This is a genomic window from Wenzhouxiangella indolica, from assembly GCF_042310355.1.
Classification (GTDB): domain Bacteria; phylum Pseudomonadota; class Gammaproteobacteria; order Xanthomonadales; family Wenzhouxiangellaceae; genus Wenzhouxiangella.
This window is the reverse complement of sequence record NZ_JBHJMR010000001.1, coordinates 350571-363810: the sequence shown is the minus strand read 5'-3', so window position 1 is coordinate 363810 and position 13240 is coordinate 350571. Positions and strand designations below refer to the sequence as shown.

Annotated in this window: 10 protein-coding genes and 1 tRNA gene; 2 read left to right on the top strand and 9 right to left on the bottom strand. The window is 63.8% G+C overall.

The window, feature by feature from the left end; genetic code table 11:
• Window positions 1-346: 346 nt before the first annotated feature.
• The 5 genes from ACDC67_RS01680 to ACDC67_RS01660 all read right to left on the bottom strand — a co-directional run bounded on the left by ACDC67_RS01680 (window position 347) and on the right by ACDC67_RS01660 (window position 6015).
• Complete coding sequence (locus tag ACDC67_RS01680) at window positions 347-547, bottom strand: helix-turn-helix transcriptional regulator (RefSeq protein WP_376690094.1); 201 nt, start codon at window positions 545-547, stop codon at window positions 347-349.
• Between the two features lie 116 nt (window positions 548-663).
• Window positions 664-1200 carry a hypothetical protein gene (locus tag ACDC67_RS01675; RefSeq protein WP_376690093.1) on the bottom strand — a complete coding sequence of 179 codons (537 nt, stop codon included), beginning with the start codon at window positions 1198-1200 and terminating at the stop codon, window positions 664-666.
• Window positions 1197-2483 (bottom strand): tyrosine-type recombinase/integrase, encoded by a 1287-nt coding sequence (locus ACDC67_RS01670; protein ID WP_376690092.1) that lies wholly within the window; start codon window positions 2481-2483, stop codon window positions 1197-1199. The genes ACDC67_RS01675 and ACDC67_RS01670 overlap by 4 nt, the downstream gene beginning before the upstream one ends.
• Before the next feature lie 221 nt (window positions 2484-2704).
• On the bottom strand, window positions 2705-3982 hold the full coding sequence (locus ACDC67_RS01665) for an NAD(P)/FAD-dependent oxidoreductase (RefSeq protein WP_376690091.1): 1278 nt from the start codon (window positions 3980-3982) through the stop codon (window positions 2705-2707).
• A 200-nt stretch (window positions 3983-4182) separates the two neighbouring features.
• Window positions 4183-6015 carry a formylglycine-generating enzyme family protein gene (locus ACDC67_RS01660; protein ID WP_376690090.1) on the bottom strand — a complete coding sequence of 611 codons (1833 nt, stop codon included), beginning with the start codon at window positions 6013-6015 and terminating at the stop codon, window positions 4183-4185.
• 159 nt (window positions 6016-6174) lie between these two features.
• On the opposite strand from ACDC67_RS01660, the gene ACDC67_RS01655 reads away from it, so the two are divergent.
• The gene (locus ACDC67_RS01655) at window positions 6175-7335 is read left to right on the top strand and encodes a ribonuclease D (RefSeq protein ID WP_376690089.1); all 1161 of its coding nucleotides are present in this window, start codon (window positions 6175-6177) and stop codon (window positions 7333-7335) included.
• 22 nt (window positions 7336-7357) lie between these two features.
• Window positions 7358-7434 (top strand) — tRNA-Arg (locus tag ACDC67_RS01650).
• 417 nt (window positions 7435-7851) lie between these two features.
• Here ACDC67_RS01650 and ACDC67_RS01645 read toward each other — a convergent pair.
• Genes ACDC67_RS01645 through ACDC67_RS01630 form a run of 4 tightly spaced genes read right to left on the bottom strand, consistent with a single transcriptional unit; the run spans window position 7852 to window position 13190 of the window.
• Complete coding sequence (locus ACDC67_RS01645; protein ID WP_376690088.1) at window positions 7852-8394, bottom strand: NADPH-dependent FMN reductase; 543 nt, start codon at window positions 8392-8394, stop codon at window positions 7852-7854.
• Between the two features lies 1 nt (window position 8395).
• Window positions 8396-11476: an efflux RND transporter permease subunit gene (locus ACDC67_RS01640; protein WP_376690087.1), complete on the bottom strand. Its 3081-nt coding sequence runs from the start codon at window positions 11474-11476 to the stop codon at window positions 8396-8398.
• Window positions 11473-12546, bottom strand: coding sequence for an efflux RND transporter periplasmic adaptor subunit (locus tag ACDC67_RS01635; protein ID WP_376690086.1), 1074 nt, complete (start codon window positions 12544-12546; stop codon window positions 11473-11475). The genes ACDC67_RS01640 and ACDC67_RS01635 overlap by 4 nt, the downstream gene beginning before the upstream one ends.
• On the bottom strand, window positions 12543-13190 hold the full coding sequence (locus ACDC67_RS01630; protein WP_376690085.1) for a TetR/AcrR family transcriptional regulator: 648 nt from the start codon (window positions 13188-13190) through the stop codon (window positions 12543-12545). The genes ACDC67_RS01635 and ACDC67_RS01630 overlap by 4 nt, the downstream gene beginning before the upstream one ends.
• Between the last annotated feature and the right edge of the window lie 50 nt (window positions 13191-13240).

Genomic DNA, 13240 nt, shown 5'->3' with positions numbered 1-13240 from the left:
CTGCTCCTCAAGTTTTCGGACAGCTTGGACTGCTCCGGTCATCCCGACGCCGGCATACTTGCAAAGATTCCTGATAGACGGATTGCAGGTCGGATCGTCTCGCTTGGCTCGAATGGCTAGAACCAGCCCGACAGCTCGGACAGTAGGCGTCGTCCTGGGTGATTCGGCCAGGCGCTCGAAGAAGGCCCAGTTCATACCCGCCCCCTATTCCGCCAGGCGGCGAACGATGCGGGCCAATATGGCGGGCGGCGGCGCAGGGTGTTAGGATTAACCCTAGATCGCTTGCCGCTGATCTCTGGCCGGTTCCCTGTTTGCTCCAGGGGCCGGCCTTTTCGATGGGGCCTCACTACGCAACCTCGCCGATCGTATTTTCACGCAGGCGAGATTCAATCCAGGCATCCAGATCGACGAGACGGTAGCGAACGGCGCGCCCCATCTTCACAAACCGGGGGCCACCTCCACGGCAGCGCCAGGCTTCGAGGGTGGATTTCTGGAGACCGACATACTCGGCGGCCTCCTCGGTGGTCAAGAATGATTTGTTCGGCATGTTCCAGTCCTATCGGTTTGAACCTGATAGGCCAGTGTTCGACTGGCCATGACTGGAATGTTGGCGTTACACTTTTCGTTTGGGGGGCAAAAAAGGAGGGAGAAGTTTCACACGTCTTACTCTATGGGTTCCGGCACAAGCTGGTCCGTATTCATGATGCGCAACCCGGGAAACTGCTTTTGCCAAGTGCCTTCATGATCCTGCTTCATGAAACTCAAAAGCATATCGCCATGAGCGCGCTGTTCATCGTTCAAGCCATTGAAGTCGTAATACAGTCTCCTGAGCGACTGGTGATCAAAAGCGGTGTATTCCCTGGTGCTGGGCTTAGACTCGGCACCTTTACGCCATCGCCGATCATCCGTGTTGTAAATGGAGAATCGGCTTCCGGTTTTGACTAGAAAGTTCTCTAGTCGCCGGCATGACTGAGTTACGTCCGTGCCGTCCCGCCACATGAGAAACTTAATCCTCGCCCAGATAGAAGCCATTACCTCAGCCGTCCGCTTTTCGCGGGTGTCAGTCACTTCACGCGGGTTCGGCCCGGCGGCGTCATTGTCGAATGTCCGCCCCCTCTCGATAAACTGATTGACCAGCTCGTTGAACTGCTCCGGGTCTGCGCGCCAAAGTTCAGCCAGCTTCTGCTGAAAGTCACTCATGCCCGCTTGCCCTCCATGCTCACCACGTTATCGGCCTCGAATATGCGGCGCTGATCCTCATAGAAGGCAGCGATACGGTCGGCCTCGGGCTTGAGGAAACGGCGGTCGGGATCATTCGCATAGCTGGCGAGCGTGACGTCATTTTTCGGCAGCGCGTGATTGCTCAGCAGCTTGACTCGGAATATCTCGATGCGCTCTTCGCCGGGCAGGTATTTCAGGCCGATTTGAATAAAGGTTCTGCGCAGATCGTGATGGGTAACTCGAACGCCGGTCTGCTCAGCGATCAGTTCCAGCTGACCGCGCGCATCCACTAGATGCCCCTTGCCGGATCGGGCCGGGAAGAGATAACCAGTGCCCTGTCGGTTGCGCAGAATGTCGACGGCCAGGTCGGAGAGCGGCAGAATGGCGTCCGCCCTGTTCTTTGTATCCGTCAGCGTCACACTTGGATCTTCGAGGCAGACCTGATCCCAAGTGAGCGAGCGCGCCTCGCTGAGCCGCAGGCCGGTCAGCGCGATGAACGCCACCAGGTCGACGGCGGATCGACTCGAACGGGTCAGACCGGGATCAGCGCGCATGGCCTGTACCGCGCTCCACCACCTACCCAAGTCCTCCCTGTCGACCTTCGACTGCCTGGCCGGCACCTCACGCCACAGTGACCGCTTTTTGAGCACCTCGACAGGGTTGTAGGAGATGATCGGCTTGTTGTCTGCGTCCCGGCTCGCGGACGCATAGTCGATCAGCGCGCGCAGATTGCGCATGGCCTGATTCGCCTGGGCAACTGATCGGCGGCAAAGTGCGGAGTATCGCGCCGTGACCATATCGTGCGTGATGGCAGTTACCGGCCTGTCCGCCCAATCCGCGAAACTGGTCTTGAGGTGACGCCGGATGTCCGCCTTCGTCCTATCCTTAAGGGCTTTGCCGCCACGGGTGCGCCGATTTTCGAGGTAGTCCCGCACCAGATCAGCGAGCGTCTGTGATTCGACCTTGAGGCGTTTGCGCTCGGCATTGGGGTTGACGCCTTGGGCCATCCCCCCAAGTTCGCCCTTGGCGATCTTGCGCGCCTGTTCAGCCGTAAAGGTGCCGTGCTTTCCAATCGTGACGCGGCAGGTCTTACCGTTAACTCGGCCCTCGGCTATGTAGCTCCGCGCGCCGGCTGCCGTGACGCGAACGCCGAAGCCGGACAGGTCATCATCCCAGTGCAGCTCATACCCCTCCTGGGGCTTCTCCAGATTGCCGACCGTCGTGTTGGTAATGTTTATCTTCTTCTTTGCTTCTTTCTTCATTTTCTGAATCCGTTGCTTTGCCGTGTAGGCACTGTGTAGGCATATGTAGGCATATCCCATCCAAGTGCATCGGATTCATTATCGCGCTATGTCACTGATTTATCAATACCCGTCTGCCTACATAGTACGCAGTCAAACCCCTAGAAAATGGACTCAAAATCCGTTTGCCGAAAGGCAGTGCGGGTTCGATTCCCGCCCTCGGCACCAATTTCCTTTTACGGCTACTTGCCGGTCAATCTGGTGATACCCAGCGCCTTGAGCACGTAGCGCTCGTAGACCGGCTCGGCGTGTCCCTTGCGCACCTTGCGCAAGAAGTACTTCTCGAACGCGATCTTGGCCCAGTGGACCCATTTACCCTGCCGAGCCCAGGTCACATTGCGCGGCGGAATCTGTGGCAGGGCCACGAAGGCGACCCCCGAATCGCCGAGATCGGCCAGGCAGATGGCGTTCCAGGTTGCCTTCGATTCGACCGGCTTGCCCTCGATGTCGGCGGCGATGTTGCCGACGATGGCGCTGATCATCGACTCGATCATGTAGCCGGTCTTGGGCGCGCCGACGGGCAGCGGCGTTTCTTCCACCGGGGGTATCGCAACGCACACGCCGGCCGAGTAGATTTCGGGATACTCGGGATTGCGCTGGTAGTCGTCGATATTGACGAATCCCTTCGGGTTGCACAGTCCCTTGGTATTGGCCACGGCGGGCACACCCCTGAACGACGGCAGCATCATCGAGAACCGGAAGGGCAATTCCTGGCTACGGCGGTCCTCGCCGTCGTCATCGACCTCCGTGATGTGCATCAGCCCGGCTTCGACGCGGTCGACCCGGGCATTGGTCACCCAGCGGATGTGGCGTTCGCGCAGCTCGTGTTCCATCAGGCTCTTGGAGTCGCCCACGCCGCCCAGGCCGAGGTGGCCGATGTAGGGCTCACTGGTGACGAAGGTGATCGGAACCCGGTCGCGCAGCTTGCGCTTGCGCAGGTCGGCATCGACGATCATCGCGAACTCGTAGGCCGGCCCGAAGCAACTCGCGCCCTGCACCGCGCCGATCACGATCGGTCCGGGGTTTTCGAGAAAGCGCTGGTAGTCGCGCCAGGCCGCCTCCGAATGCTCGAGCGTGCAAACCGAATGGGTGTGCCCCGCCTCGGGCCCGAGCCCTTCGATCGCATCGAAGGCAAGCTCTGGCCCGGTGGTGATCACCAGGTAGTCGTAGTCGAGCGTTTTACCGCCTGCGAGGGTGACCTGCCGATTCTCAGGCTCGATGGTCGTCGCCGTATCCTCCAGGAAACGAATGCCGCGCTTCTCCATGGGCCCTGCCAGCTCGACGGTGATCGCCTCAGCATCGCGCCAGCCCACTGCCACCCAGGGATTGGAGGGAACGAACTGAAAATAGGACTTCGCACCGACGATGGTGATTTCGTGCTCGGAACCCAGCGTATCCCGCAGCTCGTAGGCTGCCGGCACGCCGCCGATGCCGGCACCGATGATGACGATTCTGGCCATTCTCCACCTCCTGGTAAGGGGGCTCACCCACCATCGGCCGACAGACCGGGCGCGGCGCGCCGCTTAATATCAGACGCATCTAATATACGAGCTTGCGCGTCGCTGTGCAAGCGAGTCGCCCGCAAGGCGTCCGGGTGGAAGAAAAACGGTCGCGGATGAAGTTGCCGGGCCCGGTGGACCCGGCGATTATCGATCTCGGCTTACAAGTCGCGCGCGATGCGAAAGCCCACGCGCATATCCGTACTGGTGGTCGAACTCGAAATGCGAAACGCCGAGCGCGACATCGACGGCGTGCTGGACCAGGATGCACCCTTGATCACGCGGCGCTCACAGCCCGGGTTGACCCACGCCGACCCGTCGCTCGGCGCACGCACGAAGCTGTCATGCCAGCAGTCCTGGACCCACTCCATGACGTTGCCGCCCATGTCGTTGAGCTCGAAGGGATTGCGCATCAGGCTGCCGACCGGGGCCGGCCCCCAGTGCCCGTCAGCGTAGCGCCGGAAGGCCACATTCCAGCGCGCACCAGTGGGCGATGTGTCGCGGTCACCGGTGACATTCTCCATGTTGTTCTCCGGCGGTGAACCGTCGCCCCACCAGTAGGGCGTCTGGCTGCCGGCTCGAAGGGCATACTCGAACTCCGCTTCCGACGGCAGCCGATAGCTGCGACCGGTTTCCTCGGCGAGCCACTCGGCATAGGCGTTGGCATCACGCCAGGAGATATGGATCACCGGCAGGTCATCGCTCGCCTCTTCGCCCGAATAATCGAGACGCCAGTTCACGTCGCTACGCTGATCCATGCGGCCCGAGTCCAGATCATAGACCCTCGACCCGCCGGACATCTCGGCGTCGGTTCGATAGCCGGTGGCGCGAACGAAGGCGGAAAACTGTCCGACCGTGACTTCCGTTCGCGACAGCGCGAAGCCGCGATCGAAGGTCACGCGATGTTGGGGACCCTCGTTGTTCATGCGATCTTCTTCGTCCTCGGGAGAGCCCATCATGAAAGTGCCGGCTGGAACCACCACCATTTCCGGGCCCGAACTACCGAGCCGCGCTACTTCGTCGCTGAAAACCTGACCGGGTTCGAAACTGCCGTACAGGCGCGCATCGGCCAGCGATGCCTGCAGCGACTCGACCCGCTCCCGATCGTGGCCCAGGGCAACCAGCTCCGTAATGCTCGCCTCGGCCTCGTCGTAGCGCCCTTCGTCGATATGCGTAAGCACTTCGGCGTGTAGGTCCGCAATATGCCCTTCACGGAATTCGGCAATGCTCTCACGGGCCTCGGCGACGGCATCGGGCGCCTCTTGCACATCCTCGGCCTCGGCCAGGCGTGCCTCTGCACCCTCGAAATCGAGGTCCTCGCGCGCCATGGCAAGGGCATCGGCCACGATCGCGTCGTGGGTTTCCGCCAGACCCGACTGCGCCGTCGGGTTGCCCGGCTCGATTTCGAGTACGCGGGCGAACAGCTCCGCCGCATTGTCACCGGCCGGCTGCGTCAGTCGGCCGCCCTCGAGCGCGGCAGCGGCCTGATCCAGCGTCTGTCCAATGGTAGACTCGCGATCGACAGCGGCCTCGACCTCCTGAACGATCGCGCGCTCGGAATCGACTTCGGCCACGACGCTCGCCAGTTGCTGGGCCAGGGTCAGATCCTCATCGGCCAGCGCCTGTTCGATATCCGCCTCGACTTCGTCGAGCAGGTCGCTGATGGCCGCCAGGGTATCCTCGTCGTTGGGAACGAAGGCACGCGTTCGCAGGAGCGTCTGCAGCCTCTCGTCCTGCTCGGGATCGGGCAGGCTGACCTCGGGCACGTCCTCGACCGGCTGCTCCGGGATGTCCAGGCCCTGGAAATCGATATCGAATTCCGCCGTGCCGGAACCGACGATATCGCCCAGCCGGCGGACCCGACGTTGCTCTTCCGAATCCTCGGCCTCCGCCTGGGGTTCGGCCCCTTCCGTCGCCTCGGATTCGTCCTGGGCACTCGCGCCCCAGGGTGCGAATATCAAGGCGACGCTCATTGCGAGCAGCAGATGTCTCATCTGAGTTTCAGCTCCTGTTGCTGGTAAAACGAATGGCTGGCGTTCCCCTTGCGGGCATCACGTGCCCTGTTAAAGCGTCAGTCACGCCAGCCGAATGTGTGAAAATAGCGTATCGAGCCGCTCGCGACAACCATCGCCCTCAACGGAGTACCGCATTCAATGCCCGCAGAACTTCCCAGCCAGCCCGTTGCGGACGACGATCTCCGCGCCGCCCGCGAGGCGGTCCAAAACGCGCGACTCCTCGATAGCGAGGACGCCGTCAGAAAGGCGCTCGAAAATCGTGACCCGGCGCACACTGTCGGCATCGACACCGAGTTCGTCCGCGAGCGCACTTTCCAGGCCCGTCCAGGGCTGATCCAGATCAGTGACGGTCACAGCGTGTGGCTACTCGACGCGGTGGCCTTGCCAGAATCCGCCGCACTCGGCGACATGCTGGCCCATTCCGGAACCACCAAGGTCCTTCACAGCGTGGGCGAAGATCTTGATGTGCTGCATGCCGTGGGCGCGCGCTGGCCCGAACGGCTGTTCGACACGCAGGTCGCGGCCGCCCTCCTCGGCATGCCGCTGCAGCTTCGATACGAACACCTGGTCGAGGCCACCCTGGGTGTCGAGCTCGAAGGCGGCAAGGCGCGCAACGACTGGTGCCGGCGACCGCTGGCTCCGGCGCTGCTCCAGTACGCCGCCGAGGACGTCATCTGGCTGCCGCGGCTGAAAGCGCACCTCGAAGCGCTGCTCGAAAGCGCCGGTCGTCTCGACTGGCTTGAAGAGGACTGCGAGCGCATCCTCGAGCGGGGCCGGGCCGGCGACACGACGCCAGCGCTGACCCGGGTCAAGGGAGCGGGTCGCCTGGAAACACCGGCGCTTGCGCGGCTCGACGCCCTGGCGCAATGGCGCGAAACGGTCGCACGTGAACGCGACCTGCCGCGGCGTTTCGTGGTTAGCGACGAGGCGCTGGTCGATCTCGCCCAGTCGGACAACAAGGGCACGCTCGGCCAGGCCCTCGGGCGGCTGCCCGGAAAGCTGTCCAGGCGCTTCGGCCCGGCCATCGAAGCCGAGCTGACGGCAGTCGACCCGAATGCCTACCAGCGCCCCGGCTGGATCGATCCACTCAGCCCCGGGCAGCGCGATCAATTGCGCGAATTGCAGCAAACCGTCAAGCAGGTCGCGGCCGATCTGGGCATCGAACCGGCAGTCATCGCCAGCAAGAAAGCCCTGACCCCGCTCATCCGCGGCGAACGACCGGAATGGCTAGACGGCTGGCGCGGTCACGTTCTGGCCGGGCGACTCGAGGCGGCTTCTGTTAGTATTTCGGCTCCCTGATCGACGCCCACGCAGCTTCCCCGCCCCGGTAGCTCAGCAGGATAGAGCAGCCGCCTCCTAAGCGGCAGGTCGCAGGTTCGAATCCTGCCCGGGGCGCCAGTCTTATGAGTTGACTCCAGCGTTTAAGGCACGCCATTCAATCGAACGAGAACTCCATTCGAACCTGCGACTCATGACAATAAGGTTCGAATTGTGCGAAGCACAATCGCTGGAGCGAAGCGACAGGCCGAAGGGCAAGCGGCCACAGGCCGCGCAGCAATCCTGCCCGGGGCGCCATTCCGATGAGTTCACTCCAGGCTTTAAGACACGCCACTCAATCGAACGAAGGCTAAATTCGAACCTGCGACCCATGACAATTAGGTTCGAATTGTGCGCAGCGCAATCGCTGGAGCGAAGCGACAGGTCTTCGGATGCGTGGAGGCCTTGTGGCCGCAACGCATCTTCGCCCGGGCCTCGCCTGATGCGTTGCGCTGACGCTCCACGCATCCTGCGACCTACGGACGAGCAAGAACGTCTTCACCGCCCGCAGAACGCGGCAAAGTTCTTGCTCCAGCCGGCCACCTGCTCGGCGAGCTTGTCGTCCGGCTTACCGTCCTCGCCGAGCCGATCCCCCGCCCGCGATATCCTCAGGTGATCCGGAAACAGGTGGCAGCCGAGCTGGCGCAGGTTGATCAGGGCGCCGGCTTGGGCGAAGGCGGTTCCCCAGGCGCCCGGTGTGGCGCCGGCCAGGGCGGTCGGCCGGCCGCCGAACGTCGGCTTCATTTCCTCGCCGGGCCGCGTCAGCCAGTCCAGGGCATTCTTGAGCACGCCAGGCATGGCGGCGTTGTACTCGGGCGTGACGATGATCAAGCCATCGGCGGCCTTGATCCGCCCACGCAGCGACTCGACCGCCTCCGGGATGCCGTTGGCATCCTCATCATCGCCGTCGTAGAGGGGAATTTCGTGGAGCGTCGCCACTTCCACGTTCACGTTATCGGGCGAGCGATCGGCGATCGCTTGTGCCAGGCGCGTGTTGAACGACTGCCTGCGCAGGCTTCCGGAAACTGCAATCCATTGCATGTCACGACTCCATCGGGGTGGAAGTTTGCTCACGTCGATGACCCAAACGGCCCTCGATCAACGAGTAGGCGGCCGGTACGACCACCAGGGTGAGCAGCGTCGAACTCAGCATACCGCCGATGACGGCAACGGCCAGTGGACCATTGGTATCGGCGCCCGCGCCCAGCCCCAGGGCCGGCGGCATGAGCGCCAGGATCACGGTGAAAGAGGTCATCAGCACCGGCCTGAGGCGAACCGGACAGGCGTTCTTCAAGGCTTCATCGACATCCTGGCCGCTTTCGCGGTACTGATTGGCCAGGTCCACCAGAAGAATGGAGTTCTTCGCGACCAGGCCGACCAGCAACACCATCCCGATCATCGAGTAGATATTGAGGGAGTGACCGGTCAGCCAGAGCAGGAAAATGCCGCCGATGACGGCCAGCGGCTGGGCCGTCATGACGATCAGGGGCTGGATGAAGGAATTGAACTGGCTGGCCAGGACGATGAACACCAGCACCACCGCCAGGCCGAAAGCGAACAGCAGGTAGCCAAGGGTTTTCTGGAACTCCCGCGCCTCGGCCTTGTAGGCGACGCGATAACCCAGGGGCAGAATGTCCTCGGCCGCGCGGTCGATGGCATCCACCGCCTGGCCCAGGGGCATCTCGGGGTTGCCATAAAAGTCGGCGGAGTAGCTCAGATCGAAACGCGTGATCACTGCCGGACCGACCGTCTCCCGGGCCGTGGCCAGCGAATCGAAGCGAACGAGCGAGCCATCGGGCGAGCGCAGGTAGATCCGGCCCAGATCCGACGGCTGCGTGACGTCACCCCCGGCCGCCTTGACGCGAATATCGTAACGCTCGCCGTCGCCCGGTTCGTCGTTGTAGCGGGCGATGTCGACACCGCCGACGAGCATGTTCACGGCGAAGGCGACATCGGCCGCCCGCAGGCCCGCTTCGGCCGTCCTGACGCGATCGACCTCGATGTCCAGCTGCGGCAGGTTGAGCTGCAGGTCGAGATCGAGCTGCCCCATGCCCTCGAGATCCTCCAGGCGCTCGCGCATGCGGTCGGCCAGCTCGGCCACCTGGTCGAGATCGGGGCCGCTGACGACGAACTGTAGCGGGTCACCGCGCTGCCCACCGACGATCGACGGCGGCGAGGCGAACGCACGCACGCCGGGAACGTCGGCCAGTTCGGACCGGATGGTATCCAGGAAGACCTGCTGGGAGACTTCGCGCTCGTCGCGGTCGACCATGCGCACGAAGGCGATACCGCGGTTGACCTCGCCGGCCTGCCCCAGGCCGATGGCCGTGAAGTAGGTCCGGATCTCCTCGTGCGAGGCCAGCAGCTGCTCGATCCGGGCGAGATAGCGATCCGTGGCCTCGATGCCGCTGCCCAGCGGGGCCCGGAAGGACACGACGAAGCGCCCTTCGTCTTCCTCGGGCACGAATTCCTTGTCGATATCCAGCAGGAAAAAGGCCGAGCTGAGCACGACCACGAGCGCCAGCAAGAGCACGCCCCAGCGATGGTCCAGGGACCAGTGAAGGGCCCGGCCGTAGGCGTCGTTCATGCCGGCGAAAAAGCGGTCGAGCGCGCGGTAAAGCCGGCCGTGCTCTTCGCCCTTGCGACGCACGCGCAGGAAACGGGAGCTGAGCATTGGCGTGAGTGTCAGAGATACCACGGCCGAAGCCAGCACGCCGACGGTGACCGTCACGGCGAAGGACTCGAAGAAGCGGCCGATGATACCGCCGAGAAAGATCACCGAGGCGAAGATCGAAACCAGGGTGAGCGTGGTCGCGATGATGGCGAAGAAGACCTGGTTGCTGCCGGCGATGGCCGCCTCGATGGGGTCGGGCGTGACCTCCTCGCGGAAGCGGTAGATGTTCTCGAGCACGACGATGGCGTCGTCGACCACCACGCCGATCAGCAACAGCAGCCCGAGCAGCGTCATGGTGTTGAAGGTATAGCCGAGCATGTAGATCGCGGCCACAGCAGCCAACAGCGACACCGGGATGGCCAGGGCGATGATGATCGTGCCGCGCCAGCTGCGCAGGAAGAACAGCACGACCAGGGCGGCCAGCAGCGTGCCTTCGATCAGGTGGTCCTCCAGCGCCTGGACGATCTCCTCGATCAGCTCGGAGTCATCCGAGGCGATCTTGATGGTCATTCCCGGCGGAAGCTGTGGAATGATTTCCTCGTCGAGCCGCCGCTGAACTTCCTCGACAATCGCCACGGTGTTGGTGCCGGCGATCTTGACGATGCCCAGACCCACCGTCGGCTCGCCCATGAAGCGTGCGACGGAGCGGTTGTCGGCCAGCCCGTCGACGATCTCGGTGAAATCCGACAGGCGCACCGGCGCGCCGTCGACATGGCGAACGACCATGTCGCCCAGGGCTTCGGGCGAGTGATACTCGAGGTCCAGCTTGACCAGCGACTCGGTCGCGCCGGACACGAGAAAGCCGCCGGGAAACTGGACGTGCTCACCGGCGAAGGCCGCGCGAACATCCTGCGCGGTTACGCCCAGACTCGCCATGCGGTCGAGATCGACCTCGACGCGAATGGTGCGCTCGCGCCGCCCGCCGATCTGCACCTCGCCCACCCCGTCGATGGTCTCCAGGCGCTTGCGGACCACGTTGTTGGCGTACTGGTTGAGCTGCTGCAGCGTGCGGTCACCCTGCAGGGAAACCCACATGATGGCGCTCGCGCCGGCCTCCACCTTTGCGACCACCGGCGGGTCGGCGTCTTCGGGCAGCTGGCGCAACACCTGGTTGACCTTGGCCTGCACCTCGTTGAAGGCCACGTCGATGTCCTTGTCCAGGCCGAAGGTCACGACGACGTTGGAGACCCCCGGCGAAGAGTTGGACTGGATGAAATCGATGCCGGGCACGCTGTTGACCGAGCTTTCGACGATGTTGGTGATGCTGGCATCGACGATCTCGGGACTGGCACCGGGAAGCACCGTTGTGATCGACACCAGGGGGAACTCGATTTCGGGGAAGCGATCGACGCCGATCGACCGAAACCCGATCAGCCCGAACAGCACCATCACCGCCGAGATCATCCACGCCAGCACGTGCCGGCGGATCGATAGCTCCGGCAGGGTCACGAACCGTCTCCCGAGTTGCGGATGTCGAGCAGCGCGCCGTCGGTCAGAAAACCGGCGCCGTCGACGACGACTTCCTGGCCGACCTCGACCCCGTCGACGATCTCGACCCAGCCTTCACCGCGCAGACCCACTTCGGTCGTATGCTCGCGGGCACGCTCGCCATCGACGACATAGACCACCGTACCGGCGGGACGGCGCACCACGCTGGTCGGCGGCACCACCACGCCCTCGTGGCGCTCGAGAATGATCCGGGCGTTGACCGAACCGCCCGGGCGCCAGCCCTGCGGATTGTCGAGATCGACGATCAGTTCGATCGCCCGCGAACCCTCGCCGATGACCGGCCGAAGATCCGTCACTTCGGCCTCGATTTCACGACCCGGTCGAGCCGGCACCGACAGATGCACCGGCTGGCCGATTCCGACCTCGTCCTGGAACTGCTCCGGCAGCGGCAGGATGGCTCGCAGGGCCTGGCCGGAAACCAGTTCGAAGACCGGCATCCCCGGCGTGACGTAGTCGCCGACGCTGATCATGCGCGCCTGAATCCGTCCGCTCACCGGGCTGACAATGCGCGTGTATCCGAGATTCAGCTCCGCATCCTCGACCCTGGCCCGGGCGGCTTCGATCTGAGCGGCAATCGTCTCGACGGCGGTTTCGGCTTCATCGAGCTGGTCCTGGGGAATCGACTGCTGCTCGGCCAGGTTGGTCAATCGCCGGACGCGGCGGCGTTCGTTGTCCAGCAACGCCCCGAGGCGAGCCAGTTCCGCGTGCGAAGCGTTGACCGCGATCCGCTGGACCTCCGGATCGATCTCGGCCAGCACGGTGCCGGCTTCGACGGTGTCGCCCGCGTCGACGTGGATCGCGCGAATGCGCCCGCCGGTCTCGGCCGATACCGCGGGGGCGGTATGGGCCCGAAGGCGGCCGATGGACAAGGCCACCCGTTCGACCTGCCGGGTCGTCACCGCGGTGGTCGTCACCGGCGTGGCTCGCTCCTGCGATCCCGGCTCTTCCGATTCGCCGCAGGCGACCATCAGCAGGGACAGGGCCAGCAAAACCAAAATCCTGGCATTCATGTTTCGGCTCCGTTCGTGTCCTGGGGCGCAAGCCCGTTGTAGAGAACGTCGATCACGGCCTCGGCAAAATCGTCGGGGCTGTCGGTCAACTGCAGGCCCGGCAGCTCGGCCAGTTCGCCGGCATGCTGGAAGAAGAAGGCGTTGGTGGCGAAAAGCACCAGGGCCGCGACCGGGCCGTTGGCCGTTGACCTGACCCGCCCCTCCTGCCGGGCCGCTTCGAGGCGGCGGACAAGGCGGGTGAAGTTGGTCGACAACAGCTCGATGATCAGCGGGCGCTTGTGCTCGAGCGCCGGGTCCTGCAGTTCGCGCAGGATCAGTCGCACGACCTGCCGGTGGCGCTGCATGTGGTGGATATGCTCGCGCTGGAAAATCTTCAGTGCCGTGGCGATGTCGCCTGAAACCGACAGCGCATGGTCCAGCCGCTGCCCGAAATCGGCGACCGCCTCGCCGATCACGGCCAGGTAGAGCGCTTCCTTGGACGGGAAATGATGAAACACCGTCGACTTGCTCATCCCCGCCGCGCGCGCGATCCCGGCGATCGAAGTGCCGGCATAGCCGCCCGAGGCAAAACACGCGGCGGCTGCCTCCAGCAGCCTCTGGTGCCCGCTGGGAGCGTCTTCAAGGTGACTGGCGGCAATACCCATGCAGTTTCTCCTGGCGAGCCGACCGACCGGTCGGTTGGTGTCATTCTAGC

Excerpts from the sequence above, each read along its gene's own strand:
- ACDC67_RS01630 (WP_376690085.1), bottom strand. The coding sequence starts at position 13,190 with ATGGGTATTGCCGCCAGTCACCTTGAAGACGCTCCCAGCGGGCACCAG.
- ACDC67_RS01635 (WP_376690086.1), bottom strand. The coding sequence starts at position 12,546 with ATGAATGCCAGGATTTTGGTTTTGCTGGCCCTGTCCCTGCTGATGGTC.
- ACDC67_RS01645 (WP_376690088.1), bottom strand. The coding sequence starts at position 8,394 with ATGCAATGGATTGCAGTTTCCGGAAGCCTGCGCAGGCAGTCGTTCAAC.
- ACDC67_RS01665 (WP_376690091.1), bottom strand. The coding sequence starts at position 3,982 with ATGGCCAGAATCGTCATCATCGGTGCCGGCATCGGCGGCGTGCCGGCA.
- ACDC67_RS01675 (WP_376690093.1), bottom strand. The coding sequence starts at position 1,200 with ATGAGTGACTTTCAGCAGAAGCTGGCTGAACTTTGGCGCGCAGACCCG.
- ACDC67_RS01655 (WP_376690089.1), top strand. The coding sequence starts at position 6,175 with ATGCCCGCAGAACTTCCCAGCCAGCCCGTTGCGGACGACGATCTCCGC.
- ACDC67_RS01680 (WP_376690094.1), bottom strand. The coding sequence starts at position 547 with ATGCCGAACAAATCATTCTTGACCACCGAGGAGGCCGCCGAGTATGTC.
- ACDC67_RS01660 (WP_376690090.1), bottom strand. The coding sequence starts at position 6,015 with ATGAGACATCTGCTGCTCGCAATGAGCGTCGCCTTGATATTCGCACCC.
- ACDC67_RS01670 (WP_376690092.1), bottom strand. The coding sequence starts at position 2,483 with ATGAAGAAAGAAGCAAAGAAGAAGATAAACATTACCAACACGACGGTC.